Below are 25,588 nucleotides of genomic sequence, written 5' to 3'. Positions count from 1 at the left end.
TCACAGATGTAAAGTATAACAATGATTGGAGGCGTAGTTACATACATAACTGCGCTCTAAAATAAAATCAAAAAAACTTTTTTCAACCAAAGGGAGGAATTATAAATGGCTAAAGAAAAATTTGATCGCTCAAAAAGTCACGTAAACATTGGTACTATTGGTCACGTTGACCATGGTAAAACTACATTAACTGCTGCAATTACGACTGTAATGCACAAAAAATCAGGTACTGGTGGGGCAATGGCTTATGACCAAATCGATGGTGCACCAGAAGAGAAAGAACGTGGAATCACAATTGCAACTTCTCACGTTGAGTATGAAACTGAAACTCGTCACTATGCACACGTAGACTGCCCAGGACACGCTGACTATGTTAAGAATATGATCACAGGTGCGGCACAAATGGACGGCGCTATTCTAGTAGTATCTTCTGCTGACGGTCCTATGCCACAAACTCGTGAGCACATTCTACTATCTCGTAACGTTGGAGTACCATCAATCGTTGTATTCCTAAACAAAACTGATATGGTTGATGACGAAGAATTACTAGAGCTAGTAGAAATGGAAGTACGTGATCTATTAACAGAATACGACTTCCCTGGTGATGATGTACCAGTAGTTAAAGGTTCTGCTCTTAAGGCACTTAAAGGTGATGCAGAGTATGAAGAAAAAATTGTTGAACTAATGGCTGCTGTGGACGAGTATGTTCCAACACCTGAGCGTGACACTGACAAGCCATTCATGATGCCAGTAGAGGACGTTTTCTCTATTACAGGCCGTGGTACAGTTGCAACTGGCCGTGTTGAGCGTGGTCAAATTAAAGTCGGTGATGAGGTTGAAATCATCGGTCTTGCAGAAAAAGCTGAGAAATCTACTGTTACAGGAGTTGAAATGTTCCGTAAGCTACTAGACTATGCTGAAGCTGGAGACAACATTGGTGCTCTATTACGTGGTGTTGCACGTGAAGATATTAAGCGTGGTCAAGTTTTAGCAAAACCAGGTTCAATTACTCCTCATACAAAATTTAAATCAGAAGTATACGTACTATCTAAAGAAGAAGGTGGACGTCACACTCCATTTTTCCAAAATTATCGTCCACAATTCTACTTCCGTACTACTGACGTAACTGGTGTTATTGAATTACCAGAGGGAGTAGAAATGGTAATGCCTGGAGACAACATTGAAATGGCTGTTGAACTAATTTCTCCAATCGCTATTGAAGACGGTACACGCTTCTCTATTCGTGAAGGTGGACGTACTGTTGGTTCTGGTGTAGTAACTAGCATTGAAAAGTAATAACTATTAATTAAAAAGCAGATAGCAATGAAACGCTATCTGCTTTTTGTAATATTTTTTTATGAAAAATCACTGCTATCCCTTGCATTTACACCTTTGAATTTGTATAATACATAGATGTGCAATCTAATAGATCTTTTTTGAAATTGGCTTGCAAAAGCCGTATACATTCTTTATAATGAGAATGTTGGCTAAATGGGCGATGAAATGAAAGGTTGTTGACACACCCGGCCCCTTTGCCATGGCGGGTGGTCGAGAAATTTTCATGGAGAATGTCTGTTTTAAAATAGGCGACGAAGGAGGGAAAGTAATGGCAAAAGAAAAAATTCGAATTCGGTTAAAGGCTTATGACCATCGCATCTTGGATCAATCATCCGAGAAAATTGTAGACACTGCGAAACGTTCCGGTGCAAATGTTTCTGGACCGATTCCACTACCTACAGAAAAGAATGTTTACACAGTGCTACGTTCAGTGCATAAGTATAAAGATGCGCGCGAACAGTTCGAAATGCGTACACATAAGCGATTAATCGATATTGTTGATCCAACACCAAAAACTGTTGATTCGTTAATGCGTCTTGACTTACCATCCGGTGTGGATATTGAAATTAAATTATAATAGGAATGTTTAATATAGGAGGTGTAACGGATGACGAAAGGAATCTTAGGTCGTAAAATCGGCATGACTCAGCTTTTTTCAGATAATGGAGAACTAACTCCTGTAACAGTAATCCAGGCTGAGCCCAATGTAGTTTTGCAAAAAAGAACAATCGAAAATGATGGCTATGAGGCACTACAAATCGGATTTGCTGATAAAAAAGGATCACGTACAAATAAAGCGGAAAAAGGTCATGCTGAAAAAGCAAATACAGCCCCTAAGCGCTGCGTTCGTGAAATCCGTACCGCGAATCTTGATGAATATGAAGTTGGTCAAGAAATCAGCGTAGAAGTTTTTCAAACTGGCGATAAAATTGATGTGACAGGAACAACGAAAGGTAAAGGTTTCCAAGGTGCTATCAAACGTCACAATCAACATCGTGGACCAATGAGTCACGGTTCCCACTATCACAGAGGACCGGGTTCAATGGGGCCGATTGATGCTAGTCGGGTTTTCAAGGGGAAGAAACTTCCAGGACAAATGGGTTCTGAACAAGTAACTATTCAAAACCTAGAAATAGTTAATGTAGATGCAGAGAAAAATCTTTTATTAATTAAAGGAAACGTACCTGGAGCAAAAAAATCTTACGTTAAAATCACAAGTACAATAAAGGCTAAATAATTATAAATACGAAGGGAGGATATGTCATGCCTAAAGTAGCACTTTTTAAACAAGATGGATCACAAGCTGGAGATGTAGAACTAAATGAATCTGTTTTTGGAATTGAGCCAAATGAACATGTATTGCGTGAGGCGGTAGTTATGCAGCAAGCCTCTTTAAGGCAAGGTACTCATGCAGTGAAAAACCGCTCTGAAGTTAGAGGCGGCGGCCGTAAACCATGGAGACAAAAAGGAACAGGTCGTGCTCGTCAAGGTTCTATTCGCTCCCCTCAATGGGTAGGCGGTGGTACTGTGTTTGGCCCAACACCACGTAGCTACAGCTATAAGTTACCAAAAAAAGTACGACGTTTAGCATTGAAATCAGCACTTTCTTCTAAAGCGAAAGAAGATAATCTCGTTATTTTAGAAAGTCTTTCATTCGATGCGCCAAAAACAAAGCAAGTAATTAACATGCTTGACGGTCTTAAAGTAGACGGGAAAACATTAATTGTAGTCTCCGAGAAAGACGAAAATGTAATTCGCTCAGCTAGCAATCTTCAAACAGTAAAAGTACTTACTGTGGAAGAAGTAAATGTATTAGATTTACTTATGCATGACAAGTTGATCCTAACAAAGGATGCAGCTGATAAAGCAGGGGAGGTGCTTGCATAATGGCAGATCTACGTGATATTATTAAGCGCCCGGTAATTACAGAACACTCTGCTGATCTAATGGGAGAGAAAAAATACACGTTCGAAGTAAGTCCAAAAGCAAACAAAACAGAAATCAAAACGGCTGTTGAAACTGTTTTTGGTGTTAAAGTTCTTAAAGTCAACACAATGAATATAAAAGGTAAGTTCAAGAGAATGGGCCGTTATGGCGGTTACCGTTCAGATCGTAAAAAAGCTATCGTTCAACTTTCGGAAGATAGTAAAGAACTAGACTTCTTTGAAGGTTAATATAGGAATAGAAAGGGAGGGAAAAAGATGGCTATCAAAAAATTTAAACCAACATCGAATGGATCTCGTAACAAATCTGTTTTAGACTTCACAGATATTACAACCGATACTCCAGAGAAATCTTTATTAAGCTCAAAAAGTAAACGTGGCGGTCGTAATAACCAAGGCAGAATTACTATGCGTCATCAAGGTGGTGGGCATAAGCGCCAATATCGTTTAATTGATTTTAAACGTGACAAAGATGGAATACGAGGACGCGTTGCTACAATCGAGTACGATCCAAACCGTACTGCAAATATTGCTCTAATTAACTATGTTGATGGAGAAAAACGCTATATTTTAGCTCCAAAAGGGCTGAAAGTTGGGCATGTGATTGAGTCTGGTGAGAATGCTGATATTAAAACAGGTAACGCTCTGCCACTCGGAAGTATCCCGGTAGGTACTATCATTCACAACGTAGAATTAAAACCAGGGCGTGGTGGACAATTAGCTCGTTCGGCAGGAGCTGAAGCACAAATCTTAGGTCGTGACGGCAAATATAGCTTAGTACGTTTATCTTCTGGTGAAGTTCGTTTAATACTTACAACATGTCGCGCTACAGTTGGCCAAGTAGGAAATATTGAACATGAACTTATCACTGTAGGTAAAGCGGGACGTTCACGCTGGTTAGGCAAGCGCCCAACTGTACGAGGATCTGTTATGAACCCAATTGATCACCCGCATGGCGGTGGTGAAGGACGTACACCAATTGGACGTAAATCACCTCTATCACCTTGGGGTCAACCAACAATTGGCTACAAAACAAGACATCGTAATAAAGCATCAAATAAATATATTGTTCGTGAACGTAAGCGCAAAAAATAACGAATGTAGATGATTAAAGTAATATTCGTTCCCCAACTCTGAAAGGAGGTTTATCCATGGGTCGTAGCTTAAAAAAGGGACCTTTCGCAGATGATCACTTATTAACGAAAGTTGAAAAATTAAACGATAGTGATAAAAAGCAAGTTATTAAAACATGGTCACGTAGATCAACTATTTTCCCAGCATTTGTTGGTCATACTATAGCTGTATATGACGGACGTAAACACGTACCTGTATATATAACAGAAGATATGGTCGGACATAAGTTAGGTGAATTTGCGCCAAGCCGTACGTTTAAAGGGCATAGTGGCGATGACAAGAAAACAAAACGCTAATGAGAGGAGGCACTCAGCATGCAAGCTAAAGCCGTTGCTAAATCTGTTCGTATAGCTCCTCGTAAAGTTCGTTTGGTTATCGATTTAATTCGAGGAAAAGAAGTAGGCGAAGCAATTGCAATCCTGCGCCATACACAACGTGGTGCTTCTCCAGTTGTAGAGAAACTTTTAAACTCTGCAATTGCAAACGCAGAGCACAATTACGAAATGGATCCAGATAACTTAGTAATTTCAGAGGCATTTGTAGATGAGGGTGCAACATTGAAACGTTTCCGTCCACGTGCACAAGGACGTGCAAGTAAAATCAACAAACGCACAAGCCACGTAACAGTGGTTGTTACAGAAAAGAAGGAGGGATAGTTAGTGGGTCAAAAAATAAATCCAACCGGTCTTCGTGTCGGTATTATTCGTGACTGGGAGTCCAAATGGTATGCAGGCAAAGATTATGCAGATCTATTGCATGAAGATATCAAAATAAGAGAATATCTTGAAAATCGTCTTAGCACTGCTGCAGTTTCATCTATTGAAATTGAACGTGCGGCAAATCGCGTGAATATTACAATTCACACTGGAAAACCTGGTATGGTTATTGGGAAAGGCGGTTCTGAAGTAGAAGCGCTACGTAAATCTTTAAACAGTCTAACAGGCAAGCGTGTTCACATAAATATTGTTGAAATTAAAAAAGTTGATCTTAACGCACAGTTAGTTGCAGAAAATATTGCTCGTCAACTAGAAAACCGTATTTCATTCCGTCGTGCTCAAAAGCAAGCAATCCAACGTGCAATGCGTGGAGGGGCAAAAGGAATCAAAACTCAAGTATCCGGACGTCTAGGTGGAGCAGATATCGCTCGTGCGGAACATTACAGTGAAGGAACTGTACCACTACACACACTTCGTGCTGACATTGATTATGCTCATGCGGAAGCTGATACTACTTATGGTAAGCTAGGTGTCAAAGTGTGGATTTATCGTGGAGAGGTCCTTCCAACTAAAAACAAAAACTAAAGGAAGGGGGCAGATGCATTATGTTAATGCCTAAACGTGTTAAATATCGCAAACAACATCGTGGTCGTATGAAAGGCCGTGCAAAAGGTGGAACGACAGTAGCATTCGGTGAATACGGACTGCAAGCTACTGAAGCTACATGGATTACAAGCCGTCAAATTGAGGCTGCTCGTATTGCAATGACTCGTTATATGAAACGTGGCGGTAAAGTTTGGATTAAAATATTCCCAGACAAACCATACACTGCAAAACCCCTCGAAGTTCGTATGGGTTCCGGTAAAGGTGCTCCAGAAGGATGGGTTGCAGTAGTAAAACCAGGAAAAATCTTGTTTGAAATCGCTGGTGTATCAGAAGAAGTTGCACGTGAAGCGTTGCGTCTTGCTTCTCATAAACTACCGATAAAAACTAAATTTGTAAAACGCGAAGAAATTGGTGGTGAAAGCAATGAAGGCTAATGAAATTAGAGAATTAACCACTGCCGAAATTGAACAAAAAGTGAAATCATTAAAAGAAGAGTTATTTAACTTACGCTTCCAACTTGCAACAGGACAACTGGAAAACACAGCACGGATTCGTCAAGTGAGAAAATCAATTGCCCGTATGAAAACAGTTGTACGTCAGCGTGAAGTTAGTGTAAATAACTAATCTAGAGAGGAGGCTAGCCTCAAATGAGTGAACGTAATAATCGTAAAGTATACACTGGTCGTGTTGTATCGGATAAAATGGATAAAACAATTACCGTTTTAGTTGAAACTTACAAGTTCCACAAATTATACGGTAAGCGTGTTAAGTATTCCAAGAAATTCAAAACGCATGATGAAAATAATCAAGCTAAAACAGGTGACATCGTTCGCATTATGGAAACTCGTCCGCTATCTGCAACAAAGCGTTTCCGTTTAGTCGAAATCGTTAAAGAAGCGGTAATTATATAAATAAAGTTCGCTCGGAATGTAGCCGAAGGGAGGTCACAGCGGTATGATTCAACAAGAAACTAGTTTAAAAGTGGCAGATAACTCTGGTGCACGTGTATTACAAGCAATTAAAGTGCTAGGTGGCTCAGGTCGTAAAACTGCTAACATTGGCGATGTAATTGTATGTACTGTAAAACATGCAACACCAGGAGGCGTTGTCAAAAAAGGTGAAGTTGTAAAAGCTGTTATTGTACGATCCAAAACTGGTGCACGCCGAAAAGATGGTTCTTATATTCGTTTTGATGAAAATGCTGCGGTAATCGTTCGTGATGACAAAAGTCCAAGAGGTACTCGTATCTTCGGACCAGTTGCACGTGAATTACGTGATGCAAAATTCATGAAAATCGTATCTCTAGCACCAGAAGTATTATAAGCCGTAATGAAAAGCCTTGTAAGGAGGTGCGTTAAGCATGCATGTAAAAAAAGGTGATAAAGTAAAAGTGTTATCCGGTAAAGACCGTGGAAAAGAAGGGACTATTCTCGAAGCATACCCAAAAAAAGAACGTGTTCTAGTTGAGGGTATTAACATGACAAAAAAACACGCTAAACCTTCTCAGGATAATCCACAAGGTGGAATTCTTAACCAAGAAGCACCAATTCACGTTTCTAACGTAATGCCAATTGATCCGAAATCTGGCGAACCAACTCGAGTTGGATATGAAGTGCAAAATGGTAAGAAGGTCCGTATCGCTAAAAAATCCGGTGAAGCGTTAGATAAATAGTTTCATGCGAAAGGAGGGCGACATGATGAATCAACTTAAACAAAAATACCAAGATGAAATCACACCATCTTTGATGAATAAATTTAATTATAAATCGGTTATGCAGGTCCCAGCAATAGAGAAAATAATTATTAACATGGGTGTTGGGGATGCTGTTCAAAACTCAAAAGTACTAGATAATGCAGTAGAAGAGCTTGCATTAATTTCTGGTCAAAAACCAATGATCACACGTGCGAAAAAATCAATTGCTGGCTTCCGCCTGCGTGAAGGAATGCCTATTGGTGCAAAAGTAACACTACGTGGTGAGCGTATGTATGAATTCCTACAAAAGCTTATTTCAGTGTCACTTCCACGTGTTCGTGACTTCCGTGGTATTTCTAAAAAGGCATTTGATGGCCGTGGTAATTATACATTGGGTGTAAAAGAACAGTTAATTTTCCCTGAAATTAACTATGATAAAGTAAATAAAGTGCGTGGTATGGATATTGTAATTGTAACAACTTCCAATACAGACGAAGAAGCGCGTGAACTTTTAGCTCAGCTGGGCATGCCTTTCCAAAAATAAGCTTAGAGCTAATACAAGGAGGGAAAATCGTGGCTAAAAAAGCAATGATTGCAAAACAAAAACGCCCACAAAAGTATCGAGTACGTGAATATACACGTTGTGAGCGATGTGGCCGTCCACATTCTGTAATTCGCAAATTTAAACTATGCCGTATTTGTTTCCGCGAACTTGCCCATAAAGGTCAAATTCCTGGTGTCAAAAAAGCAAGCTGGTAAACCCCGTAAGGGAAGGAGGTAATGAGTAATGGTAATGACAGATCCAATCGCAGATATGCTAACTCGTATTCGTAATGCTAACATGGTGCGCCATGAAAAATTAGAACTTCCGGCTTCTAAGATGAAGAAGGAGATCGCTGATATTCTTAAACGTGAAGGTTTTGTGCGTGATTATGAATTCATTGAAGATAATAAGCAAGGTGTTCTGCGCATTTTCCTTAAATACGGTGCAAACGAAGAGCGCGTAATTACGGGAGTTAAGCGTATTAGTAAGCCAGGACTACGTGTTTATGCCAAAGCAAATGAAGTACCACGAGTACTTAATGGCTTAGGAACAGCTATTGTATCGACTTCAAAAGGTGTGTTATCCGATAAAGAAGCACGTTCGCAAGCTGTTGGTGGCGAAGTGCTAGCGTATGTTTGGTAATTAACATTTTAAAGACAGGAGGTGCATGGAATGTCTCGTATAGGACTTAATCCGATTCAAATCCCAGAAGGTGTAGAAGTAAAGTTCGATGATAACACTGTTACTGTTAAGGGCCCTAAGGGGGAGTTAACAAGAACACTGCACCAGGATATTAAAATCAATGTTGAAGATAACACAATTACATTTGAGCGCCCTAGTGACCATAAAGCACACCGTGCATTGCACGGAACAACACGAAGCCTCATCAATAACATGATCGAAGGTGTTCATAAAGGCTTTGAAAAACAGCTTGAAATTATTGGTGTTGGTTACCGAGCGCAAAAACAAGGTAATAAAACTACAATAAATGCAGGTTATTCTCATCCGGTTGAAATAGAGCAACCAGAGGGCATTGAAATAGAAGTACCTAAAAACACACAAATTGTTGTTAAGGGTATTGATAAAGAATTAGTTGGCGCTGTTGCTGCTAACATTAGAGCCATTCGCTCACCGGAACCTTATAAAGGAAAAGGTATTCGTTACATGGGTGAAAATGTACGCCAAAAAGAAGGTAAAACTGCTAAGTAAGACTAGTTAGGAAGCGGAAAGGAGTGACCTAAATGATCACAAAGCCTGATAGAAATTCCGTGCGTAAAAGAAGACACGCTCGTGTCCGTAAAAATCTTTATGGTACGGCTGAACGACCTCGTTTAAATGTATATCGTTCAAATAAAAACGTTTATGCGCAATTAATTGATGATATCAATGGAGCAACATTAGTAAGTGCATCTACAATGGATAAGGAATTCAGTAATAAGAACACAGGTAATGTAGAGGCTGCTAAACAAGTCGGTGAATTGATTGCAAAACGTGCCCAAGATAAAGGTTATAAAACAGTTGTGTTTGATCGTGGAGGCTATCTATATCATGGACGTGTAAAGGCAATCGCAGATGCTGCTCGTGAGGCAGGTCTTGAATTTTAATTGATAAAGGAGGGACATAGATGCATACAAACATTGATCCGAATAAACTAGATATTGAAGAACGTGTAGTTACGATCAACCGGGTAGCTAAGGTTGTTAAGGGTGGACGTCGTTTCCGTTTTGCTGCATTAGTAGTAGTCGGTGATAAAAATGGCCATGTAGGTTTTGGTACAGGTAAAGCTTTGGAAGTACCAGAGGCTATTAAAAAGGCTGTTGATGATGCAAAGAAAAACTTAATTGAAGTACCAATCGTAGGAACAACAATACCACATGAAATTCATGGCCGATTCGGTTCAGGTAACGTGTTAATGAAGCCTGCTGCAGAAGGTACAGGTGTTATTTCAGGGGGACCAGTTCGTGCAGTGCTTGAGCTTGCTGGAGTTGGTGACATTTTAACGAAATCACTTGGAGCTAACACACCAATTAATATGATTCGCGCAACATTAAATGGTCTTACTAACTTAAAGCGCGCAGAAGACGTAGCTAAATTACGCGGGAAGTCCGTAGAAGAACTGTTAGGATAAGGAGGGATATATTATGTCTAAAAAATTAGAAATCACCCTCAAGCGCAGTGTTATTGGCAAAAAAGAAGGGCAAATAAAAACTGCTCAAACACTAGGACTTAAAAAAGTAAATGATATCGTTGTACGAGAAGATTCCCCTGCAGTCCGCGGGATGTTGAATAAAATTTCTCATATGGTAACGGTAAAAGAAATTTAGTTTTGATAAAGCGTAAAGAGGAGGTGCTCGCATGAAACTACATGAATTGAAATCAGTAGAAGGACGCAAACAGCGCAACCGTGTTGGTCGTGGTATGTCATCTGGAAATGGTAAAACATCAGGTAGGGGACATAAAGGACAAAAGGCACGTTCAGGTGGCGGTACACGTGTGGGATTTGAAGGTGGTCAACTACCACTATTCCAACGTATGCCTAAACGAGGATTTACAAACATTCATCGTAAAGAATTTGCCATTGTTAATCTAGATGCGCTAAATCGCTTTGATGAAGGTACAGAAATCACACCTGAGTTGTTGCTAAATGAAGGTGTCATAAAGAACCAAAAGGCCGGTATTAAGGTGCTAGGAAACGGTTCTGTTGAGAAAAAATTTACTGTGAAAGCAAATAAATTCTCTGCTTCAGCTAAAGAAGCAATAGAAGCAGCGGGCGGTAAAACAGAGGTGATCTAATGTTCCGCACAATCTCCAATTTTATGCGCGTAGGTGACATTAGGCGGAAAATTATTTTTACCCTATTAATGTTGATCGTTTTCCGTCTAGGCACATTTATTCCAGTGCCATTCACTAATAAACAGGCCATCGACTTTATGAACCAACAAAACGTTTTTGGGTTCCTAAATACATTTGGAGGTGGGGCATTACAGAACTTTTCCATTTTTGCAATGGGAATTATGCCTTACATTACTGCCTCGATTATCATACAATTATTGCAAATGGATGTTGTACCTAAATTTGCGGAATGGAAAAAGCAAGGGGAAATGGGCAGGAAAAAACTAGCTCAAGTTACCCGGTACGGTACAATCATTCTTGCATTTATCCAGGCAATTGCTATGTCTATTGGCTTTAATGCTATGGCTGGCGGTTTATTGATTGCCGATCCTAGCATTACCAAATTCTTGGTTATAGCTATCGTACTAACAAGCGGAACAGCATTTTTAATGTGGTTAGGCGAACAAATTACAGCCAATGGCGTAGGCAACGGTATTTCAATTTTAATTTTTGCAGGGATCGTTGCAGCAGTGCCAAATGGTGTAAAACAATTATACAGTCAGTATTTTATCAATCCTGGCGATGAGCTGTTTATTAATATCGTGATTGTATCACTTATTGCATTAGTTGTAGTTGCAGTAGTTGTTGGTGTTATTTTTATCCAACAAGCTCTACGGAAAATCCCAATACAATATGCAAAAAAACTTGTGAATCGGTCGCCTGTCGGGGGACACTCAACACATTTACCTCTTAAAGTAAATGCTGCAGGAGTTATTCCAGTTATTTTTGCTATTGCATTTATTATAGCACCTCGTACGGTAGCTAGTTTCTTTGAAGGGAGTAAAGTTGCTTCTACAATCGAAATGATCTTTGACTATACCCAACCTATTGGTATGGTATTATATGTAGTTTTAATTATTGCCTTCACTTATTTTTATACTTTTGTTCAAGTGAATCCAGAACAAATGGCTGAAAACTTACAAAAGCAGGGTGGATATATTCCGGGGATCCGACCTGGAAAAAACACAGAAACTTACCTTACACGCGTAATGTATCGTCTAACATTTGTAGGATCAATTTTCTTAGCAGCTGTTTCTGTGCTACCTATCGCATTAGGTGGGCTTGCAAATCTACCTAGCGCAGTACAAATCGGCGGCACAAGTTTACTAATCGTTGTTGGTGTAGCATTACAAACCATGAAACAACTAGAGAGTCAATTAGTAAAGCGGCACTACAAAGGATTTATTAAGTAAAACCTTGCTGCCTATGAGAGCGAGGGGAGAAAACTTGAATTTAATCTTAATGGGGCTTCCTGGTGCCGGAAAAGGTACACAGGCTGAAAAAATTAATGAAAAATATAATATCCCGCACATTTCAACAGGGGATATGTTCCGTTTAGCAATTAAAGAAGAAACAGATTTAGGAAAAAAAGCAAAAGCTTATATGGATCAGGGCGAACTCGTTCCGGACGAAGTGACAATAGGTATCGTTGAAGAACGTTTGCAAAAAGAGGACTGTAAAAATGGTTTTTTACTGGATGGATTTCCTAGAACCATCGCCCAAGCAGACGCATTGCAAACACTATTAAAAAATATGAATGAATCAATTAATTATGTCCTGCATGTGGATGTACCTGAAGAAAATTTAGTGGAGCGCCTAACTGGTCGAAGAGTTTGTCCAACATGCGGAGCAACTTATCATGTAATGTATAATCCTCCTGAAAAAGAGGGAATATGTGATAAAGACGGATCAACATTAATTCAACGTGAAGACGACCAGGCGGAAACTGTGAAAAATCGTTTAGCAGTAAATATCAAACAGACAAAACCTTTACTGGATTTTTATCAGGAAAAAGAGTTGCTTGTAACGATTAATGGTGATCAAGATATTGATCAAGTATTTCAAGATATACAAAATAGAATTGAAAAATAGACCATTTAACTATATTTACTAATCCGGAATAGATGCATTTCTCTATATTGAAAGTTATAATGTATGTTACGGAAAATGTAAGTAGAACATGGTTGATTAAATAAAAAGTGACACTGCATGTGGTAACTATTAAAACCTTTTTCAAGGGATAATAAATTAGAGCCTAAGTGAAGGTGATCGTTGTTGAGCGAAACTGATTCGATTCCGCGGATAGGTCAAGTTGTTCGTATAGTACAGGGACGTGAAGCAGGTCAATATGCGGTCGTTATTGAAGTGAGCGAAGATCGATTTGTCTTGCTGGCAGACGGAGAAAAACGAAAATATGATCGGCCTAAAAAAAAGAATGTCAATCATATTGAGATAACGAATTTCATTTCTCCGGAAGTCCGAAAAAGCCTTCTAGAAACTGGTCGTGTCACAAATGGGAAATTACGATTTGCCATAGCTAAGTTTATTGATGAGGTTGTGACTGATTTAAAGAAGGGAGATCAACACGATGGCGAAAGACGATGTAATTGAAGTTGAAGGAACCGTAACGGAAACATTGCCTAACGCAATGTTTAATGTAGAGCTTGAAAATGGGCATACGGTCTTGGCACATGTGTCTGGTAAAATTCGTATGCACTTTATCCGCATTCTGCCAGGCGATAAGGTAACGGTTGAACTTTCTCCGTATGATTTGACTAGAGGACGAATTACGTACCGTTATAAATAAGCATGAGCTCCGATATAAAAGGAGGTAAAGATGATGAAAGTAAGAGCATCTGTAAAACCAATTTGTGAAAAATGTAAAATTATTAAACGCAAAGGCAAAGTAATGGTGATTTGCGAAAACCCGAAACACAAGCAAAAACAAGGTTAATAACAAGGAGGTGCTAATGCATATGGCACGTATTGCAGGTATTGATATTCCGCGTGATAAACGTATAGTGATTTCTTTAACTTATATTTTTGGAGTTGGAAAAACCACTGCACAGAAAGTCCTTAAAGAAGCAGGCGTTTCAGAAAACACTCGTGTACGCGATCTTACGGAAGATGAATTGGGTAGCATCCGTAAAGCAATTGAAAGTTACACTGTAGAAGGTGACTTACGACGTGAAACATCTTTAAACATCAAACGTTTGACTGAAATCGGATCTTACAGAGGCCTTCGTCATCGCCGTGGACTTCCAGTTCGCGGGCAAAAGACTAAAAACAACTCACGTACTCGTAAAGGCCCACGTCATGCGGCTTCTAACAAATAAAAATAAAGTAAGGAGGTAAGCTAATTAATGGTTCGTAAAAATACAAACACACGTAAGCGTAAAGTGAAAAAGCAGGTAGAATCCGGCATAGGACACATTCGTTCTACATTTAACAATACAATTGTATCTATTACAGATAATCAGGGTAATGTAATTGGCTGGAGCTCAGCAGGTGCACTTGGTTTTAAAGGATCTAAAAAATCAACACCTTTTGCTGCTCAAATGGCTGCAGAAACAGCAGCTAAAGCAGCGACAGAAGTTGGTATGAAAACATTAGAAGTTACTGTTAAAGGGCCTGGTGCTGGTCGTGAAGCTGCTATTCGTTCACTGCAAGCAGCTGGATTAGAAGTTACTGCAATTCGTGATGTGACTCCAGTCCCTCATAATGGTTGTCGCCCACCAAAACGTCGTCGTGTATAAAAAAACTGTATAGAATTTGTCACCCTGTCTATAATGGGTTATGATGGCTAAAAGTCTAAGAAAAATATATTTTTTCTATTAACTCAACATTTAGTATGGCAGAGTACGAAAGAAATACGATAGAGCAGAAACGCCAACTGCCTATTTGAGGAATTTCGGTTAGACAGAGGTCTAACCGGGGTTTCGACGTTTTAAAGGAGGGTTTTGTTGAATGATCGAAATTGAAAAACCAAAAATTGAAACGGTAGAGATCAGCGATGATGCTACATTTGGTAAGTTCGTCGTCGAACCGCTTGAACGTGGATATGGTACTACTCTAGGAAACTCCTTGCGTCGTATCCTTCTATCCTCACTTCCAGGCGCAGCTGTTACATCAGTTCAAATTGATGGGGCATTACATGAATTTTCAACAATCGAAGGGGTCATGGAAGATGTCACTACGATTATTTTAAATTTAAAAAAGCTAGCCCTTAAAATTTATTCTGATGAAACAAAAACACTAGAAATTGATGTACAAGGAGAAGGTAAAGTTACGGCTGCAGATTTAACATATGATAGTGATGTAGAAGTATTAAATCCAGAACTACCAATTGCTACACTGAATAGTAAAGGTAGCTTGTATATGAAAATCACTGCAGAACGTGGTCGTGGCTATCGTCCAGCTGAAGAAAACAAGCATGATGAGCAGCCAATCGGTGTAATTCCAGTTGATTCTATTTTTACACCTGTATCACGTGCTACTTATCAGGTAGAAGATACTCGGGTAGGACAAATTGCTAATTTTGATAAATTAACATTAGATGTTTGGACCAATGGAAGCATACGCCCAGAGGAGGCTGTTTCTCTAGCGGCAAAGGTTTTCACGGAACACCTTAATATTTTTGTTGGTTTAACGGATGAAGCACAAAACGTGGAAATCATGGTAGAAAAAGAAGAAGATCAAAAAGAAAAAGTAATGGAAATGACAATTGAAGAATTAGATCTATCAGTCAGATCCTATAATTGTTTGAAGCGTGCTGGCATTAATACGGTTCAGGAACTTTCTAATAAATCTGAAGAAGATATGATGAAAGTACGTAACTTAGGTCGTAAATCATTAGAAGAAGTTAAAGCTAAACTAGATAACCTCGGTTTAAGTTTACGAAACGACGACTAATGATTACAATCGCCCAAGCATCAAGAAAGGGAGGGATAGTCCATGGCTAGAAAATTAGGCCGTAGAACAGAAGATCGTATGGCACTACTTCGCAACCTTGCGTCTGACTTAATCATTCATGAGCGAATTGAGACAACAGAAGCAAAAGCGAAAGAACTTAAATCTATCGTTGATAAAATGATTACGCTAGGAAAACGTGGAGATCTTCATGCACGTCGCCAAGCGTCAGCTTTCCTATATAACCAAGAAGCGGATGAAAACAATAATGTTATTCAAAAACTTTTTGATGACGTTGCTGCACGCTATGAGGACAGACAAGGTGGATATACACGTGTTCTTAAACTAGGTGATCGCCAAGGTGATGGAGCGGCAATGGCAATCATTGAACTAGTTTAATGATACTTGTGCGCGTCAAGGGCAGGACAGAATCTCTTCCACGAGGTGAATCCAGGCCCTTTTTTTATTAGTATTTCTACTAGTAAAAAAGTGTCGGGGTATCACCATATGTCCACTCAAATAGTTTCATTAATATTAAATTACTACGTTAACATGCCAATACACTTAGGTAATATATCTGTTTTTCCAAGGTGCACAACATCTAATAGGGGGATCCGAAAATGTCTAGTAAATTAGTAGAATTTAAAGATGTGTCTTTTCGATATGGTGAAGAGCAACCTTGGGTGCTAAAAAACTGTTCATTTGAAATCTTTGAAAATGAGTGGTTGGCAATCATTGGGCATAATGGTTCAGGTAAATCTACCATTGCAAAACTAATGAATGGATTATTATTTCCACAAGAGGGCGAAATCATTATTAATGGAAAACAGGTGAATGAGGCCAACATATGGGATATTCGCAAAGATGTCGGAATGGTTTTTCAAAATCCCGATAATCAATTTGTTGGGACAACTGTACAGGATGATGTTGCCTTTGGGATGGAAAACCGAGGCATTCCCAGAGATGAGATGATTCGCCGAATTGATCACACGCTAGCGGCTGTTAATATGCAAGATTACCGATTTACCGAGCCACATCGTCTATCAGGAGGACAAAAACAGCGAGTAGCCATTGCGAGCGTACTAGCTATTTTTCCTCAGGTTTTAATTTTAGATGAGGCGACTGCGATGCTCGATCCTAAAGGTCGCAAAGAAATTATGCAAACAGTCTCCAATGTGCAAACAAGTCAAAAGTTATCATTAATTACGATTACGCATGATTTGCAAGAGGTGGTACAAGCAGACCGTGTTATTGTAATGAATGCCGGAGAGATTTGGGAAGAAGCAAAACCGCGTGATATTTTTGGGAAAAAGGATGCGTTGAGAAAAATTGGATTAGATGTACCTTTTATCGGCATTCTAGCAGATGAATTAAAACATGCTGGAATAGCTATTTCACATGAACCTTTAAACCACGAGGAATTACTGGAGGATTTATGGACATTACATTTAAAAACGTAAATTATATTTACCAGCAAAATTCACCTTTTGCCCATAAAGCGATCGATGATTTATCCTTCCATATTCCTTCGGGTTCATTTGTAGCGATTATCGGTCATACCGGCTCTGGCAAATCAACGCTAATTCAACATTTAAATGGGCTTGTTGTTCCGAGTGAGGGAGAAGTAAGGGTAGGAGACTTTCTTCTGACAAAGGATAAAAAACCCAAAAATATGAAAGAACTACGAAGCCGCATTGGAGTGGTTTTTCAGTATCCAGAACATCAACTGTTTGAGGAGACCGTGGAAAAAGATATTGCCTTTGGGCCTACAAACTTTCATGTAGATGCAGAGGAAATCAAAAGGCGAATTCATGAAATCGTTCCCCTTGTTGGTCTTTCATCTGATTTCCTAAAACGCTCCCCATTTGACCTTAGTGGTGGGCAAATGCGGAGAGTGGCTATTGCAGGGGTGTTAGCAGTTAGACCAGACGTGCTTGTTTTGGACGAGCCCACTGCAGGATTAGACCCACGTGGACAAAAAGAAATCATGCATATGTTTTATAGTATGCACAAGCAGCAGAATTTAACAACGATTTTGGTTACACATAGTATGGAAGATGCACTAAAATATGCAGATCATGTCATTATCTTAAATAAAGGTACGAAGTATATGGAAGGCCGTCCGGAGGAAGTATTCATTCAAAAGGAAGCACTCCATCGCGTGCAGCTTGATGTTCCTGAGGTCATACAATTTTTAGATCAATTTGAAAAGAAGTTCAATCAACCAATTCCCTTTATGCGGCAATCGATTGTAGATATAGCCAAATCGATTCGCAACGTTGTGAAAGGGGATGCTTCGAAGTGAGTAATTCCTTTATTATCGGACAATACGTACCGGGTTCTTCGATCGTCCATCGGTTAGACCCAAGAACAAAAATGACTATTATATTTTTCTTTGTTATTATTGTTTTTCTTGCTAATTCAGTTGGAAGCTATGGTGTATTAATTGTATTTGCACTGCTGAGTATGTTTATAACAAGAATCCCCATTCATTATATTGTAAAAGGATTAACTCCCGTTTGGTTTTTAATTATATTTACATTTATATTACACTTGTTTGTGACAAGAGAAGGAACGGTATTGTTTGAAATATATACATTTAAAGTATATTCCGGTGGTGTCATTCAAGGTTTCGCTATCGCTATGCGTTTTTTCTTGCTGATTCTTGTAACTTCTCTTTTAACGTTAACTACCACGCCTATTGAAATTACAGATGCCATTGAAGATATGCTGGAGCCGCTAAAAAAAATCAAATTTCCTGTTCACGAGCTTGCGTTAATGATGTCGATCTCGCTTCGCTTTATACCAACGCTGATGCAAGAAACAGAAAAGATCTCTAAAGCTCAAGCTTCGCGAGGGGTTGATTTTAAAACAGGACCGATTAAAGAACGTGCTAAAGCAATCGTTCCATTACTAGTTCCACTGTTTGTCAGTGCGTTTAAGCGTGCGGAAGATTTAGCAATGGCAATGGAAGCGCGTGGCTATCATGGTGGGGAAGGGCGTACAAAGTTACGTGCATTAAAGATTGAAAAACGTGATATCTTTGTCTATATCTTATTTGCAATTGTTATTGCTCTCTTGTTGTATACTAGAAATTGATAAACAGGTGGATGGCTATGGAAAAGGTGAAATGTACGATAAGTTATGATGGTACAGATTTTTCTGGCTTTCAATCACAGCCAAAAATACGCACGGTGCAGGGTGAACTGGAGAAGGCTTTAATGAAAGTACACAAAGGAGAACATATTCGGATTCAAGCCTCAGGACGTACGGATGCAGGTGTACATGCTAAAAGTCAGACATTTCACTTTGAAAGCCCGTACGAGATTCCGGAGCATAATTGGAAGAAAGCTTTAAATACACTACTACCATGCGATATATATGTACATGAGACAAGAAAAGTACCAAGTTCTTTCCATGCACGATTCGATGCGATTGAAAAGGAATACCGCTATTATGTATGGAATGAAGAGGGGACCGATGTTTTTAAACGGAATTATTTTTATCTCTTTAAATGTCCCCTAAACATGGAAGCAATAAAAGAGGCTTGTAAATACTTTGAAGGGAAGCATGACTTCACTGCATTTTCCTCTGCAAAAGCAACAGTAAAAGGAAGCAAAGAACGAATACTCTATGAAGTAACATGCAACCAGAATGGGAATGAAATAGAATTCATCATTCGCGGGGATGGATTTTTGTATAATATGGTACGTATCATGGTTGGCTTCCTATTAGATGTTGGGCAAGGAAAAAGGAATGCATCAGAGGTACATGACCTATTTGCAAAAAAAGATCGAAGACTTGTGGGGAAAACAGTACCACCACAAGGCTTATATTTATGGGATGTAAAATATTCATTAAAATAGTTGAAATGCACGAGGAAACTTGACAAATAGCCCTAATTTGGTATATTATGATCTATGGCAATTTATTTCTAAACCATGATTAGCCCCGGAAACTAATTGTGTTGAAATATAGGAATAACAACAAATGAACGAATGAAATATGGAGGGAAATCAATCATGCGCACAACTTTCATGGCGAATGAAAACAATATTGAACGCAAATGGCTTGTTGTGGATGCTGAAGGTCAAAGATTAGGCCGACTAGCAAGTGAGGTTGCTTCGATTCTTCGCGGTAAGCATAAACCTACTTACACACCACATGCTGATACTGGTGATCATGTAATCATCATTAATGCTGAAAAAATTGAACTAACTGGTAATAAACTTAATGATAAAATGTACTATCGTCATTCAAACTTTATCGGCGGTTTAAAAGAACGCAATGCGAATGAAATGCGTACAAAATACCCTGAGCAAATGCTTGAGATAACGGTTAAAGGAATGCTTCCTAAAGGTCCATTAGGCCGTAAAATGGGTAAAAAATTACACGTATATAGAGGATCTGAACACAAAAATCATGCACAAAAACCTGAAGTTTACGAGCTTCGTGGATAATAAAAGGAGGTAAAACCAATGGCACAAGTACAATATTACGGCACTGGCCGTCGAAAAAAATCAACTGCACGTGTACGTTTAGTTCCAGGAAATGGCCGTGTAGTTATTAATAAACGTGAAGCAAAAGACTATTTCCCATATGAAACACAACTATTAATCATGAATCAGCCGCTTGTTGCTACAGAAACAGAAGGCACATATGATGTATTAGTTAATGTTCATGGTGGAGGTTTCACTGGCCAAGCTGGTGCAATCCGTCATGGTATCGCTCGTGCGCTTCTAGAAGCGGATCCTGAATACCGCTCTACGTTAAAACGCGAAGGATACTTAACACGTGATGCACGTATGACTGAACGTAAGAAATACGGTCTTAAATCAGCTCGTCGTGCTCCACAGTTCTCAAAACGTTAAGAAATCAAGTTTTTCAAATCCCTCAACCACTTATGGTTGGGGGATTTTACTGTATATGCGGTGCTTTAAAAACAGGTGAAAATTCACGCGTAATATACTCTAAGTACTACCACGGGATGTACTTGTAACTGCTACTGTCATCTTTTAAATTACGCAAGCAATGTCTGAACAGCACAGTGCATAACAAGACAGCAATGTTGACATCAAGCTTCAATTTCAAGCAGCTGTAGATCAGATTTTCCTTGAATACCATGGCGTGTTTAGATTATCTCCTCGCTTACGTCATATCGATAGCAACTCCCTGGAATGGGGTGAATCCCGCTTTGATAGTCATTGATGACATTCAATTTTTTTCCGGATACTCTAACTTCTTTCAGACATAAAGATGCTCCTTCTCAGTAAACAGATTTTTTATATCTGTCTACTGAGAAGGAGCATATCAGTACGTGTGAGGAGTTCTCTTTTTCTTCCCGCGATACGGCGCATGTAGTATATCAATGATGTGTCCCAATTTTTCGTACGCCTCATTGATTGGGTAGGAAAAATCGGCCGGTGTGCAGGTCGCATCAAGAAGCATCTTGCTTTTATTAGAGGGCTTCTCGTTATGTAATAGAGTATCATTGTTCCCTGAAGACATTTCGCCATCCTTTGGCGGTCATTTAGGTCTTTCTTCTATTGAATGTACAAAGTACCCAGGCGCTATACGTACACTAAAGGCATGCTGGCCGCGCAAGGATGGTTTCATGGTCTTGGCGTATTCGTCCTTAAAATTCCACCAAGGGATGAGATTGGCTAGAGAGACCTAACGATTGTTTTTATTCAACTTGCCGCTCAAATGTTCATTCTTCCTTCGTTAACTGGATGAGTCTTTCTAGAACACGTTGGCGGCGATCATCTTCTAATGGGGCCAACTCAAAAATTTCGGAAAACCAAAGACCATCCACGGCCAGTCTTAAAATAGTGGCGTTAATGGGATCAAGGCCATCGTTGTCAATATGATCCTGCCATTGTTCATAAGCATCTTGAACAGGCTTCAATAAATCTCGATTGATTGTGGCCGCTGCCATTAACCCAGCGTCCATATGTTTATCGGGATTGCTTTGCTCGAATGTTCCTTTGATGAACGAACGTGTCCATCTTCCTCTCCCATGCTGTAATGTATCCTGATCAACATTCTTTTCGATATTATCTATATAATTTTGCATGGGATGTTGTACCATACCGGCGACTAAGGCATCTTTGGACGGAAAATGATATAATAGTCCTCCCTTACTCACACCGGCTTGCTTTGCTGCAGCTTCGAGTGTTAAGCTCAATATGCCATCTGATTGTACGATATATGCCGCCGCCTTGAGAATTTTAGAACGCGTGTCATTTTTAGACATAAACATATTCCTTTCGAATAATCTTCCACTCTTATTATACCGTCCAGACAGTTTTTAAAAAGAGGCTTTTTCCTCATTGTTCATATTATTTCTTACAAGGTTTCTTGTCTTCTTTTAATGAATGAATTAGGACTGCTGAACAAGTATGCCTTCCTTTCAATCATATTGTATCACAATGAGTGGGTTATGAGTTTTATAAAATGTATCGTGCAGAAAATTGATAAATGTAAGATAATAGATAAACTATTTCCCTTGGCTTTCTACCAAATGCATGAACAAATCAGGAAGTTCTCTTAACCACTCTAATATCTTCGCTCTATATTTATCTAATTTCCAGGTTTTACGCTTCGTAGAAGATGGCCAAAGAGACATTTCCTCCGGATCCTTTTCTAAATAATGAATAACAGCTTCATGAAATAGTGATTTGCCCAAAAAGAAGGAAATTGGGAATATTTATTTTGCATAGCGTGATATTGTAATAGAAAGATGCATAAAACCTTAGGTGTGTGAATGATAATGAAAAAGTTTTGGGGGTTTGTAGGTGCTGCTATCTGTCTGTAATAACAAGAGATGATGATTTGAATTTCCATCGACATAGCGTGAATAAAAAAACGATCCTTTCAACTGATGTTGGGGAGGAAGTTTCTGGGTATAACGTAAATAATCAGTTTGTTACGTTGAAAGATATCGTCTTTGTTTATATATATATATACATTTACTTTTATCATAATCGGTGTGTTTTTATTTATTGCTGGAATAATTCTTTTAATTGGAAAAAGGGAATTCTTTTATCCTATAGAAAGATGGGTTCAAACGATCCACTTAAAGCTAGGAAAAATCAAATATTTTAAGTCTTTATTAATGATAGCTGGTCTTCTTTTTCTTTTTGGAGGACATTTGCTTCATAAATGAAAAAGGGATACATATTGTACCCCCTCCTTTACAAAATATCATGGTTATTTTGTCTTGCTTCTTGTACTTGCTGACGTAAATCATGCAATTGTTCATAGGCTTGCTGAAATTGAGGATTTTCTGTTGCTTCTGTACCAGATTGACTTTGAGCATTTTCTAATTCTTGTTCTGCTTGCTGTAATTGTTCATGGGCTTGTTCCAAGAGCTGCGTATGTGACCCCTGTGCCCGGGAAACAGCTGCTCGAGCTTCTTTTATTTGTTTACTTGCTTGTTGTAGTTGTTGATGTAAGTTTTGCTCCACCGTATTTACCCTCCTTTTCTTTTTTATAAAGAATGCCTCTGTATATTGTTCCTTGAAATGAACGTAATATGTATCACTTGGTTTACTTGCCTTTTAACAAATAGGTGACAATATGTCATTTTCAATTGACAAGCGTAGTGTTTTGACGTAGTGTAAAATTATACTTATACGTGACAATGTGTCACCATCCAAAAATGGGGGAGACAAGTTGCCAAAGCACACTTTTTATAATTTACCAGAGGAAAAAAAAGGTACATTAATCGATGCAGCTAAAAAGGAATTTTCTAGAGTCCCCTTATTTGAAGCTTCTATATCTAATATCGTTAAAGTTGCAAAAATACCCAGAGGTAGCTTTTATCAATATTTTGAGGGCAAGGAGGATGTCTTTTTTTATCTGTTAGAGAAGCGGACAGAAGATATGAATAAAAAATTTATTGCCATTTTAAGGCAAAATAAAGGGGATCTGTTTAAAGCATTTCTAGAAGTATTTAAACATTTGCTATACGACTTTAAAAACCCCGAAAATCGTAATTTTTTTAAGCACACTTTTTTAAATATGAATCATGAAATAGAAATCATCTTTTATAAAATGTTTCATGAAAATAAACGAGAAGATGATTTGACTAGTATCAATGCTATTTTAGACAAGGAAAAGCTTAACATTGAAAATGAATATGAATTACCGCACGTAATGCAAATTTTAAAAATCGTTACGGTTCAAAATCTCATTCAAAACTTTGCAAAGGAGATTTCGTTTGAAAAGGCGATTGAGAAATATGAGTTAGAAATTAATTTGCTTAAAAATGGTCTTTATAAAGATAAATCATCTTATTTTATAGAATAAGCATTATAGGAGTGTTTGACATGACAACAACCATTTACACAGGAACTTGTACTTCATCCAGAAAAGCTAAATCATGGCTAACACAGCATAATATTCCTTTTGTCGAAAAAAACATAGATAAAAATCCATTAACGCTTGAGGAAATTAAGCATATTCTCTATATGACTGAAATGGGAACAGATGAAATTATATCCACAAGATCAATGGTTTTCCAAGACCTTCAGATAGATCTAGATACTATTTCTCTAAAGCAGTTAATGGAACTTATTTCTGCAAATCCCAAAATGTTGCGACGCCCGATTATTATGGACGAAAAAAGACTCCAAGTTGGTTTTCAAGAGGATAGCATCCGCCGATTTCTTCCAAGGAAAACCCGTAAACAATTATTAAATACTGCGGTCACTCCTGGAGCAGCTATTTGATAAAATAAATATTGTAATATTGAGTAGAGGAGGAAGTGCGTAGTGCAGCAAATAAGACAGCTAACGAAAGCGGATTACGGAGATATTTTTGCCTTATCCCAATTTGCCTTTCAATATGAATTATCAGAAGCGGCTTTAGCTAAAAAAGAAGAAGAGGCAAATCGTCATGCGATATGGGGTTGGATGGTTGATGAACAGCTTGCTGCCAAAATGCATATCGTCCCACTGTCCTGTTATATTCATGAGAGAGAATTCGCAATGGGTGGCATTAGTTCTGTAGCTACATGGCCGGAACACCGAAGAAAAGGATTAGTTAAAGATCTTCTTTATCATGGACTTGAACAGATGAAAAAGAATGGACAAACATTATCCTTCCTGCATCCATTTTCCGTTCCTTTCTATCGTAAGTTTGGGTGGGAACTTACCTTTACTGAAAAGCATTATTCCATTCCTATAGAAAAATTAAGAGGGAGTTGGAATCCAGCGGGATATGTAAGGCGAATACATAGAGATATTCCTCTCCTACATAAAATCTATAGCTCGTATGCTAAAAAATTTAGTGGAACTTTAATTCGGGATGAAAAATGGTGGGAACAGCGTGTATTAAAAGATGACCAACATATTGCGGTAGCGTATAATGAAAAAAATCATGCGGAAGGTTATGTTATTTATCGTGTGAAAAATAATACATTCAGTGTATCGGAAATTGCTTACACATCAATAAATGGTTGGAAGTTGTTGCTACAGTTCATCACTAATCATGATTCGATGGTTGAGAAGATTGATATGGTTGCACCTGAAAGTGATCATTTATCTCTTTTGGTAGATGAACCGAGGTTTGAACAGAGGATAATACCTTATTTTATGGCGCGAATTGTTGATGTATTAACTTTTTTAAAAAAATACCCATTTGAAAATAAATTAAGTGACGATAACTTGGTTTTACATGTTGAAGATTCGTTTTTTCAGCAGAACAGTGGCACATATCAGTTGGATAGAGAGGGAAACATCGAACGTATTCATGTGAATCAGACAGATGCCAAAGTCGGGGTTCATTGTACCATCCAGATGCTTACTTCGATGTTTCTCGGTTATAAGCGGCCATTCGAACTTTATCAGGTTGGATTAGTAAAAGGAGACGAACGCTCAGTCTCGGAGCTTGAACAAATGATTCCAAACCAGCAAACTTTTTTTGCGGATTTCTTTTAGTTCGCCCAGCATGGGCGAACTCTAACGGGTGAAAGTCCCGAGTGCAACCATGTAGCGGTAAGCACATAGCCAAAAGCAAGGGTGTCCAT

General features: G+C 38.7%; 41 protein-coding genes and 1 pseudogene. 40 read left to right on the top strand and 2 right to left on the bottom strand.

Annotated features, from left to right (window positions below):
* Positions 1–105: 105 nt before the first annotated feature.
* From tuf to rpsI, 37 genes and pseudogenes are all read left to right on the top strand, one after another.
* Complete coding sequence (gene tuf / locus J2Z81_RS09955) at positions 106–1,296, top strand: elongation factor Tu (protein WP_226371261.1); 1,191 nt, start codon at positions 106–108, stop codon at positions 1,294–1,296.
* Positions 1,297–1,606: 310 nt separating this feature from the next.
* A complete protein-coding gene (rpsJ, locus tag J2Z81_RS09950) occupies positions 1,607–1,915 on the top strand; it encodes a 30S ribosomal protein S10 (protein WP_029266921.1) in 309 nt (102 codons plus the stop codon).
* Positions 1,916–1,945: 30 nt separating this feature from the next.
* The gene (gene rplC / locus J2Z81_RS09945) at positions 1,946–2,575 is read left to right on the top strand and encodes a 50S ribosomal protein L3 (RefSeq protein ID WP_029266922.1); all 630 of its coding nucleotides are present in this window, start codon (positions 1,946–1,948) and stop codon (positions 2,573–2,575) included.
* Between the two features lie 26 nt (positions 2,576–2,601).
* Positions 2,602–3,225 carry a 50S ribosomal protein L4 gene (gene rplD / locus J2Z81_RS09940; protein ID WP_029266924.1) on the top strand — a complete coding sequence of 208 codons (624 nt, stop codon included), beginning with the start codon at positions 2,602–2,604 and terminating at the stop codon, positions 3,223–3,225.
* A complete protein-coding gene (gene rplW / locus J2Z81_RS09935; protein ID WP_029266926.1) occupies positions 3,225–3,512 on the top strand; it encodes a 50S ribosomal protein L23 in 288 nt (95 codons plus the stop codon). The genes rplD and rplW overlap by 1 nt, the downstream gene beginning before the upstream one ends.
* Positions 3,513–3,539: 27 nt before the next feature.
* The gene (gene rplB / locus J2Z81_RS09930; protein WP_226371260.1) at positions 3,540–4,376 is read left to right on the top strand and encodes a 50S ribosomal protein L2; all 837 of its coding nucleotides are present in this window, start codon (positions 3,540–3,542) and stop codon (positions 4,374–4,376) included.
* A 56-nt stretch (positions 4,377–4,432) separates the two neighbouring features.
* Entirely contained in the window at positions 4,433–4,711 is a 279-nt protein-coding gene (gene rpsS / locus J2Z81_RS09925) for a 30S ribosomal protein S19 (protein ID WP_029266929.1), read from the top strand.
* An 18-nt stretch (positions 4,712–4,729) separates the two neighbouring features.
* On the top strand, positions 4,730–5,071 hold the full coding sequence (gene rplV / locus J2Z81_RS09920) for a 50S ribosomal protein L22 (protein ID WP_029266930.1): 342 nt from the start codon (positions 4,730–4,732) through the stop codon (positions 5,069–5,071).
* A gap of 3 nt (positions 5,072–5,074) precedes the next feature.
* Positions 5,075–5,730, top strand: a pseudogene (gene rpsC / locus J2Z81_RS09915) (30S ribosomal protein S3); the annotation flags it as partial.
* 6 nt (positions 5,731–5,736) lie between these two features.
* Complete coding sequence (gene rplP, locus J2Z81_RS09910; protein WP_029266932.1) at positions 5,737–6,171, top strand: 50S ribosomal protein L16; 435 nt, start codon at positions 5,737–5,739, stop codon at positions 6,169–6,171.
* A complete protein-coding gene (rpmC, locus tag J2Z81_RS09905) occupies positions 6,161–6,361 on the top strand; it encodes a 50S ribosomal protein L29 (RefSeq protein WP_029266933.1) in 201 nt (66 codons plus the stop codon). Before rplP ends, rpmC begins: the two co-directional genes overlap by 11 nt.
* Positions 6,362–6,384: 23 nt before the next feature.
* A complete protein-coding gene (rpsQ, locus tag J2Z81_RS09900; protein WP_029266934.1) occupies positions 6,385–6,648 on the top strand; it encodes a 30S ribosomal protein S17 in 264 nt (87 codons plus the stop codon).
* Between the two features lie 43 nt (positions 6,649–6,691).
* Positions 6,692–7,060: a 50S ribosomal protein L14 gene (rplN, locus tag J2Z81_RS09895; RefSeq protein WP_029266935.1), complete on the top strand. Its 369-nt coding sequence runs from the start codon at positions 6,692–6,694 to the stop codon at positions 7,058–7,060.
* A gap of 37 nt (positions 7,061–7,097) precedes the next feature.
* Positions 7,098–7,409 (top strand): 50S ribosomal protein L24, encoded by a 312-nt coding sequence (rplX, locus tag J2Z81_RS09890; RefSeq protein WP_029266936.1) that lies wholly within the window; start codon positions 7,098–7,100, stop codon positions 7,407–7,409.
* Positions 7,410–7,434: 25 nt separating this feature from the next.
* Positions 7,435–7,974 carry a 50S ribosomal protein L5 gene (rplE, locus tag J2Z81_RS09885; RefSeq protein ID WP_029266940.1) on the top strand — a complete coding sequence of 180 codons (540 nt, stop codon included), beginning with the start codon at positions 7,435–7,437 and terminating at the stop codon, positions 7,972–7,974.
* A 29-nt stretch (positions 7,975–8,003) separates the two neighbouring features.
* On the top strand, positions 8,004–8,189 hold the full coding sequence (locus J2Z81_RS09880) for a type Z 30S ribosomal protein S14 (protein WP_029266942.1): 186 nt from the start codon (positions 8,004–8,006) through the stop codon (positions 8,187–8,189).
* Between the two features lie 28 nt (positions 8,190–8,217).
* Entirely contained in the window at positions 8,218–8,616 is a 399-nt protein-coding gene (gene rpsH, locus J2Z81_RS09875) for a 30S ribosomal protein S8 (RefSeq protein WP_029266944.1), read from the top strand.
* A gap of 30 nt (positions 8,617–8,646) precedes the next feature.
* Positions 8,647–9,183, top strand: coding sequence for a 50S ribosomal protein L6 (gene rplF / locus J2Z81_RS09870; RefSeq protein ID WP_029266945.1), 537 nt, complete (start codon positions 8,647–8,649; stop codon positions 9,181–9,183).
* Between the two features lie 32 nt (positions 9,184–9,215).
* Entirely contained in the window at positions 9,216–9,578 is a 363-nt protein-coding gene (gene rplR, locus J2Z81_RS09865) for a 50S ribosomal protein L18 (protein ID WP_029266947.1), read from the top strand.
* Between the two features lie 20 nt (positions 9,579–9,598).
* Complete coding sequence (gene rpsE / locus J2Z81_RS09860; protein WP_029266948.1) at positions 9,599–10,102, top strand: 30S ribosomal protein S5; 504 nt, start codon at positions 9,599–9,601, stop codon at positions 10,100–10,102.
* Positions 10,103–10,115: 13 nt separating this feature from the next.
* Positions 10,116–10,298 carry a 50S ribosomal protein L30 gene (rpmD, locus tag J2Z81_RS09855; protein ID WP_029266949.1) on the top strand — a complete coding sequence of 61 codons (183 nt, stop codon included), beginning with the start codon at positions 10,116–10,118 and terminating at the stop codon, positions 10,296–10,298.
* A 31-nt stretch (positions 10,299–10,329) separates the two neighbouring features.
* Positions 10,330–10,767, top strand: a complete 438-nt coding sequence (rplO, locus tag J2Z81_RS09850; RefSeq protein WP_029266950.1) for a 50S ribosomal protein L15 — start codon at positions 10,330–10,332, stop codon at positions 10,765–10,767.
* Positions 10,767–12,059 (top strand): preprotein translocase subunit SecY, encoded by a 1,293-nt coding sequence (secY, locus tag J2Z81_RS09845; RefSeq protein ID WP_226371259.1) that lies wholly within the window; start codon positions 10,767–10,769, stop codon positions 12,057–12,059. The genes rplO and secY overlap by 1 nt, the downstream gene beginning before the upstream one ends.
* Before the next feature lie 34 nt (positions 12,060–12,093).
* Entirely contained in the window at positions 12,094–12,738 is a 645-nt protein-coding gene (locus J2Z81_RS09840; protein WP_029267382.1) for an adenylate kinase, read from the top strand.
* A gap of 183 nt (positions 12,739–12,921) precedes the next feature.
* Positions 12,922–13,257, top strand: a complete 336-nt coding sequence (locus tag J2Z81_RS09835) for a KOW domain-containing RNA-binding protein (RefSeq protein WP_029267380.1) — start codon at positions 12,922–12,924, stop codon at positions 13,255–13,257.
* Positions 13,235–13,453: a translation initiation factor IF-1 gene (gene infA, locus J2Z81_RS09830; RefSeq protein ID WP_010095735.1), complete on the top strand. Its 219-nt coding sequence runs from the start codon at positions 13,235–13,237 to the stop codon at positions 13,451–13,453. Before J2Z81_RS09835 ends, infA begins: the two co-directional genes overlap by 23 nt.
* Positions 13,454–13,486: 33 nt before the next feature.
* Positions 13,487–13,600, top strand: a complete 114-nt coding sequence (gene rpmJ / locus J2Z81_RS09825) for a 50S ribosomal protein L36 (RefSeq protein ID WP_029267374.1) — start codon at positions 13,487–13,489, stop codon at positions 13,598–13,600.
* A 22-nt stretch (positions 13,601–13,622) separates the two neighbouring features.
* The gene (gene rpsM, locus J2Z81_RS09820; RefSeq protein WP_029267371.1) at positions 13,623–13,982 is read left to right on the top strand and encodes a 30S ribosomal protein S13; all 360 of its coding nucleotides are present in this window, start codon (positions 13,623–13,625) and stop codon (positions 13,980–13,982) included.
* A gap of 27 nt (positions 13,983–14,009) precedes the next feature.
* A complete protein-coding gene (gene rpsK / locus J2Z81_RS09815; protein ID WP_029267370.1) occupies positions 14,010–14,402 on the top strand; it encodes a 30S ribosomal protein S11 in 393 nt (130 codons plus the stop codon).
* Positions 14,403–14,613: 211 nt separating this feature from the next.
* Complete coding sequence (locus J2Z81_RS09810) at positions 14,614–15,558, top strand: DNA-directed RNA polymerase subunit alpha (protein WP_226371258.1); 945 nt, start codon at positions 14,614–14,616, stop codon at positions 15,556–15,558.
* A 42-nt stretch (positions 15,559–15,600) separates the two neighbouring features.
* Positions 15,601–15,954, top strand: a complete 354-nt coding sequence (rplQ, locus tag J2Z81_RS09805) for a 50S ribosomal protein L17 (protein ID WP_029268420.1) — start codon at positions 15,601–15,603, stop codon at positions 15,952–15,954.
* Between the two features lie 221 nt (positions 15,955–16,175).
* Positions 16,176–17,015 (top strand): energy-coupling factor ABC transporter ATP-binding protein, encoded by an 840-nt coding sequence (locus J2Z81_RS09800; protein WP_029268422.1) that lies wholly within the window; start codon positions 16,176–16,178, stop codon positions 17,013–17,015.
* A complete protein-coding gene (locus tag J2Z81_RS09795) occupies positions 16,991–17,860 on the top strand; it encodes an energy-coupling factor ABC transporter ATP-binding protein (RefSeq protein ID WP_029268424.1) in 870 nt (289 codons plus the stop codon). Before J2Z81_RS09800 ends, J2Z81_RS09795 begins: the two co-directional genes overlap by 25 nt.
* Positions 17,857–18,654, top strand: coding sequence for an energy-coupling factor transporter transmembrane component T family protein (locus J2Z81_RS09790; protein ID WP_029268427.1), 798 nt, complete (start codon positions 17,857–17,859; stop codon positions 18,652–18,654). Before J2Z81_RS09795 ends, J2Z81_RS09790 begins: the two co-directional genes overlap by 4 nt.
* Positions 18,655–18,671: 17 nt before the next feature.
* Positions 18,672–19,421 (top strand): tRNA pseudouridine(38-40) synthase TruA, encoded by a 750-nt coding sequence (gene truA / locus J2Z81_RS09785; RefSeq protein ID WP_029268428.1) that lies wholly within the window; start codon positions 18,672–18,674, stop codon positions 19,419–19,421.
* Between the two features lie 156 nt (positions 19,422–19,577).
* Entirely contained in the window at positions 19,578–20,015 is a 438-nt protein-coding gene (gene rplM, locus J2Z81_RS09780) for a 50S ribosomal protein L13 (protein ID WP_029268429.1), read from the top strand.
* 18 nt (positions 20,016–20,033) lie between these two features.
* Positions 20,034–20,426 carry a 30S ribosomal protein S9 gene (gene rpsI, locus J2Z81_RS09775; RefSeq protein ID WP_029268431.1) on the top strand — a complete coding sequence of 131 codons (393 nt, stop codon included), beginning with the start codon at positions 20,034–20,036 and terminating at the stop codon, positions 20,424–20,426.
* Positions 20,427–21,265: 839 nt separating this feature from the next.
* Here the strand turns inward: rpsI and J2Z81_RS09770 are convergent.
* Entirely contained in the window at positions 21,266–21,811 is a 546-nt protein-coding gene (locus tag J2Z81_RS09770; protein WP_029268476.1) for a TetR/AcrR family transcriptional regulator, read from the bottom strand.
* A 940-nt stretch (positions 21,812–22,751) separates the two neighbouring features.
* Positions 22,752–23,024: a hypothetical protein gene (locus J2Z81_RS09765; RefSeq protein ID WP_029268481.1), complete on the bottom strand. Its 273-nt coding sequence runs from the start codon at positions 23,022–23,024 to the stop codon at positions 22,752–22,754.
* A 208-nt stretch (positions 23,025–23,232) separates the two neighbouring features.
* On the opposite strand from J2Z81_RS09765, the gene J2Z81_RS09760 reads away from it, so the two are divergent.
* The 3 genes from J2Z81_RS09760 to J2Z81_RS16075 are packed head-to-tail and all read left to right on the top strand — an operon-like array spanning position 23,233 to position 25,499.
* Positions 23,233–23,868, top strand: coding sequence for a TetR/AcrR family transcriptional regulator (locus J2Z81_RS09760; protein WP_226371257.1), 636 nt, complete (start codon positions 23,233–23,235; stop codon positions 23,866–23,868).
* A 20-nt stretch (positions 23,869–23,888) separates the two neighbouring features.
* The gene (spx, locus tag J2Z81_RS09755) at positions 23,889–24,290 is read left to right on the top strand and encodes a transcriptional regulator Spx (protein WP_029268485.1); all 402 of its coding nucleotides are present in this window, start codon (positions 23,889–23,891) and stop codon (positions 24,288–24,290) included.
* Between the two features lie 42 nt (positions 24,291–24,332).
* Positions 24,333–25,499 (top strand): GNAT family N-acetyltransferase, encoded by a 1,167-nt coding sequence (locus J2Z81_RS16075; RefSeq protein ID WP_226371256.1) that lies wholly within the window; start codon positions 24,333–24,335, stop codon positions 25,497–25,499.
* The last annotated feature ends 89 nt before the right edge of the window (positions 25,500–25,588 follow it).

Source organism: Virgibacillus alimentarius (assembly GCF_017874635.1).
Classification (GTDB): domain Bacteria; phylum Bacillota; class Bacilli; order Bacillales; family Amphibacillaceae; genus Virgibacillus_B; species Virgibacillus_B alimentarius.
The sequence above is the reverse complement of the archived record's forward strand: the minus strand, read 5'-3'. Positions and strand labels throughout refer to the sequence as shown.

Excerpts from the sequence above, each read along its gene's own strand:
- tuf (WP_226371261.1), top strand. The coding sequence starts at position 106 with ATGGCTAAAGAAAAATTTGATCGCTCAAAAAGTCACGTAAACATTGGT.
- rpsJ (WP_029266921.1), top strand. The coding sequence starts at position 1,607 with ATGGCAAAAGAAAAAATTCGAATTCGGTTAAAGGCTTATGACCATCGC.
- rplC (WP_029266922.1), top strand. The coding sequence starts at position 1,946 with ATGACGAAAGGAATCTTAGGTCGTAAAATCGGCATGACTCAGCTTTTT.
- rplD (WP_029266924.1), top strand. The coding sequence starts at position 2,602 with ATGCCTAAAGTAGCACTTTTTAAACAAGATGGATCACAAGCTGGAGAT.
- rplW (WP_029266926.1), top strand. The coding sequence starts at position 3,225 with ATGGCAGATCTACGTGATATTATTAAGCGCCCGGTAATTACAGAACAC.
- rplB (WP_226371260.1), top strand. The coding sequence starts at position 3,540 with ATGGCTATCAAAAAATTTAAACCAACATCGAATGGATCTCGTAACAAA.
- rpsS (WP_029266929.1), top strand. The coding sequence starts at position 4,433 with ATGGGTCGTAGCTTAAAAAAGGGACCTTTCGCAGATGATCACTTATTA.
- rplV (WP_029266930.1), top strand. The coding sequence starts at position 4,730 with ATGCAAGCTAAAGCCGTTGCTAAATCTGTTCGTATAGCTCCTCGTAAA.
- rplP (WP_029266932.1), top strand. The coding sequence starts at position 5,737 with ATGTTAATGCCTAAACGTGTTAAATATCGCAAACAACATCGTGGTCGT.
- rpmC (WP_029266933.1), top strand. The coding sequence starts at position 6,161 with ATGAAGGCTAATGAAATTAGAGAATTAACCACTGCCGAAATTGAACAA.
- rpsQ (WP_029266934.1), top strand. The coding sequence starts at position 6,385 with ATGAGTGAACGTAATAATCGTAAAGTATACACTGGTCGTGTTGTATCG.
- rplN (WP_029266935.1), top strand. The coding sequence starts at position 6,692 with ATGATTCAACAAGAAACTAGTTTAAAAGTGGCAGATAACTCTGGTGCA.
- rplX (WP_029266936.1), top strand. The coding sequence starts at position 7,098 with ATGCATGTAAAAAAAGGTGATAAAGTAAAAGTGTTATCCGGTAAAGAC.
- rplE (WP_029266940.1), top strand. The coding sequence starts at position 7,435 with ATGAATCAACTTAAACAAAAATACCAAGATGAAATCACACCATCTTTG.
- rpsH (WP_029266944.1), top strand. The coding sequence starts at position 8,218 with ATGGTAATGACAGATCCAATCGCAGATATGCTAACTCGTATTCGTAAT.
- rplF (WP_029266945.1), top strand. The coding sequence starts at position 8,647 with ATGTCTCGTATAGGACTTAATCCGATTCAAATCCCAGAAGGTGTAGAA.
- rplR (WP_029266947.1), top strand. The coding sequence starts at position 9,216 with ATGATCACAAAGCCTGATAGAAATTCCGTGCGTAAAAGAAGACACGCT.
- rpsE (WP_029266948.1), top strand. The coding sequence starts at position 9,599 with ATGCATACAAACATTGATCCGAATAAACTAGATATTGAAGAACGTGTA.
- rpmD (WP_029266949.1), top strand. The coding sequence starts at position 10,116 with ATGTCTAAAAAATTAGAAATCACCCTCAAGCGCAGTGTTATTGGCAAA.
- rplO (WP_029266950.1), top strand. The coding sequence starts at position 10,330 with ATGAAACTACATGAATTGAAATCAGTAGAAGGACGCAAACAGCGCAAC.
- secY (WP_226371259.1), top strand. The coding sequence starts at position 10,767 with ATGTTCCGCACAATCTCCAATTTTATGCGCGTAGGTGACATTAGGCGG.
- infA (WP_010095735.1), top strand. The coding sequence starts at position 13,235 with ATGGCGAAAGACGATGTAATTGAAGTTGAAGGAACCGTAACGGAAACA.
- rpmJ (WP_029267374.1), top strand. The coding sequence starts at position 13,487 with ATGAAAGTAAGAGCATCTGTAAAACCAATTTGTGAAAAATGTAAAATT.
- rpsM (WP_029267371.1), top strand. The coding sequence starts at position 13,623 with ATGGCACGTATTGCAGGTATTGATATTCCGCGTGATAAACGTATAGTG.
- rpsK (WP_029267370.1), top strand. The coding sequence starts at position 14,010 with ATGGTTCGTAAAAATACAAACACACGTAAGCGTAAAGTGAAAAAGCAG.
- J2Z81_RS09810 (WP_226371258.1), top strand. The coding sequence starts at position 14,614 with ATGATCGAAATTGAAAAACCAAAAATTGAAACGGTAGAGATCAGCGAT.
- rplQ (WP_029268420.1), top strand. The coding sequence starts at position 15,601 with ATGGCTAGAAAATTAGGCCGTAGAACAGAAGATCGTATGGCACTACTT.
- J2Z81_RS09800 (WP_029268422.1), top strand. The coding sequence starts at position 16,176 with ATGTCTAGTAAATTAGTAGAATTTAAAGATGTGTCTTTTCGATATGGT.
- J2Z81_RS09795 (WP_029268424.1), top strand. The coding sequence starts at position 16,991 with ATGGACATTACATTTAAAAACGTAAATTATATTTACCAGCAAAATTCA.
- truA (WP_029268428.1), top strand. The coding sequence starts at position 18,672 with ATGGAAAAGGTGAAATGTACGATAAGTTATGATGGTACAGATTTTTCT.
- rplM (WP_029268429.1), top strand. The coding sequence starts at position 19,578 with ATGCGCACAACTTTCATGGCGAATGAAAACAATATTGAACGCAAATGG.
- rpsI (WP_029268431.1), top strand. The coding sequence starts at position 20,034 with ATGGCACAAGTACAATATTACGGCACTGGCCGTCGAAAAAAATCAACT.
- J2Z81_RS09770 (WP_029268476.1), bottom strand. The coding sequence starts at position 21,811 with ATGTCTAAAAATGACACGCGTTCTAAAATTCTCAAGGCGGCGGCATAT.
- spx (WP_029268485.1), top strand. The coding sequence starts at position 23,889 with ATGACAACAACCATTTACACAGGAACTTGTACTTCATCCAGAAAAGCT.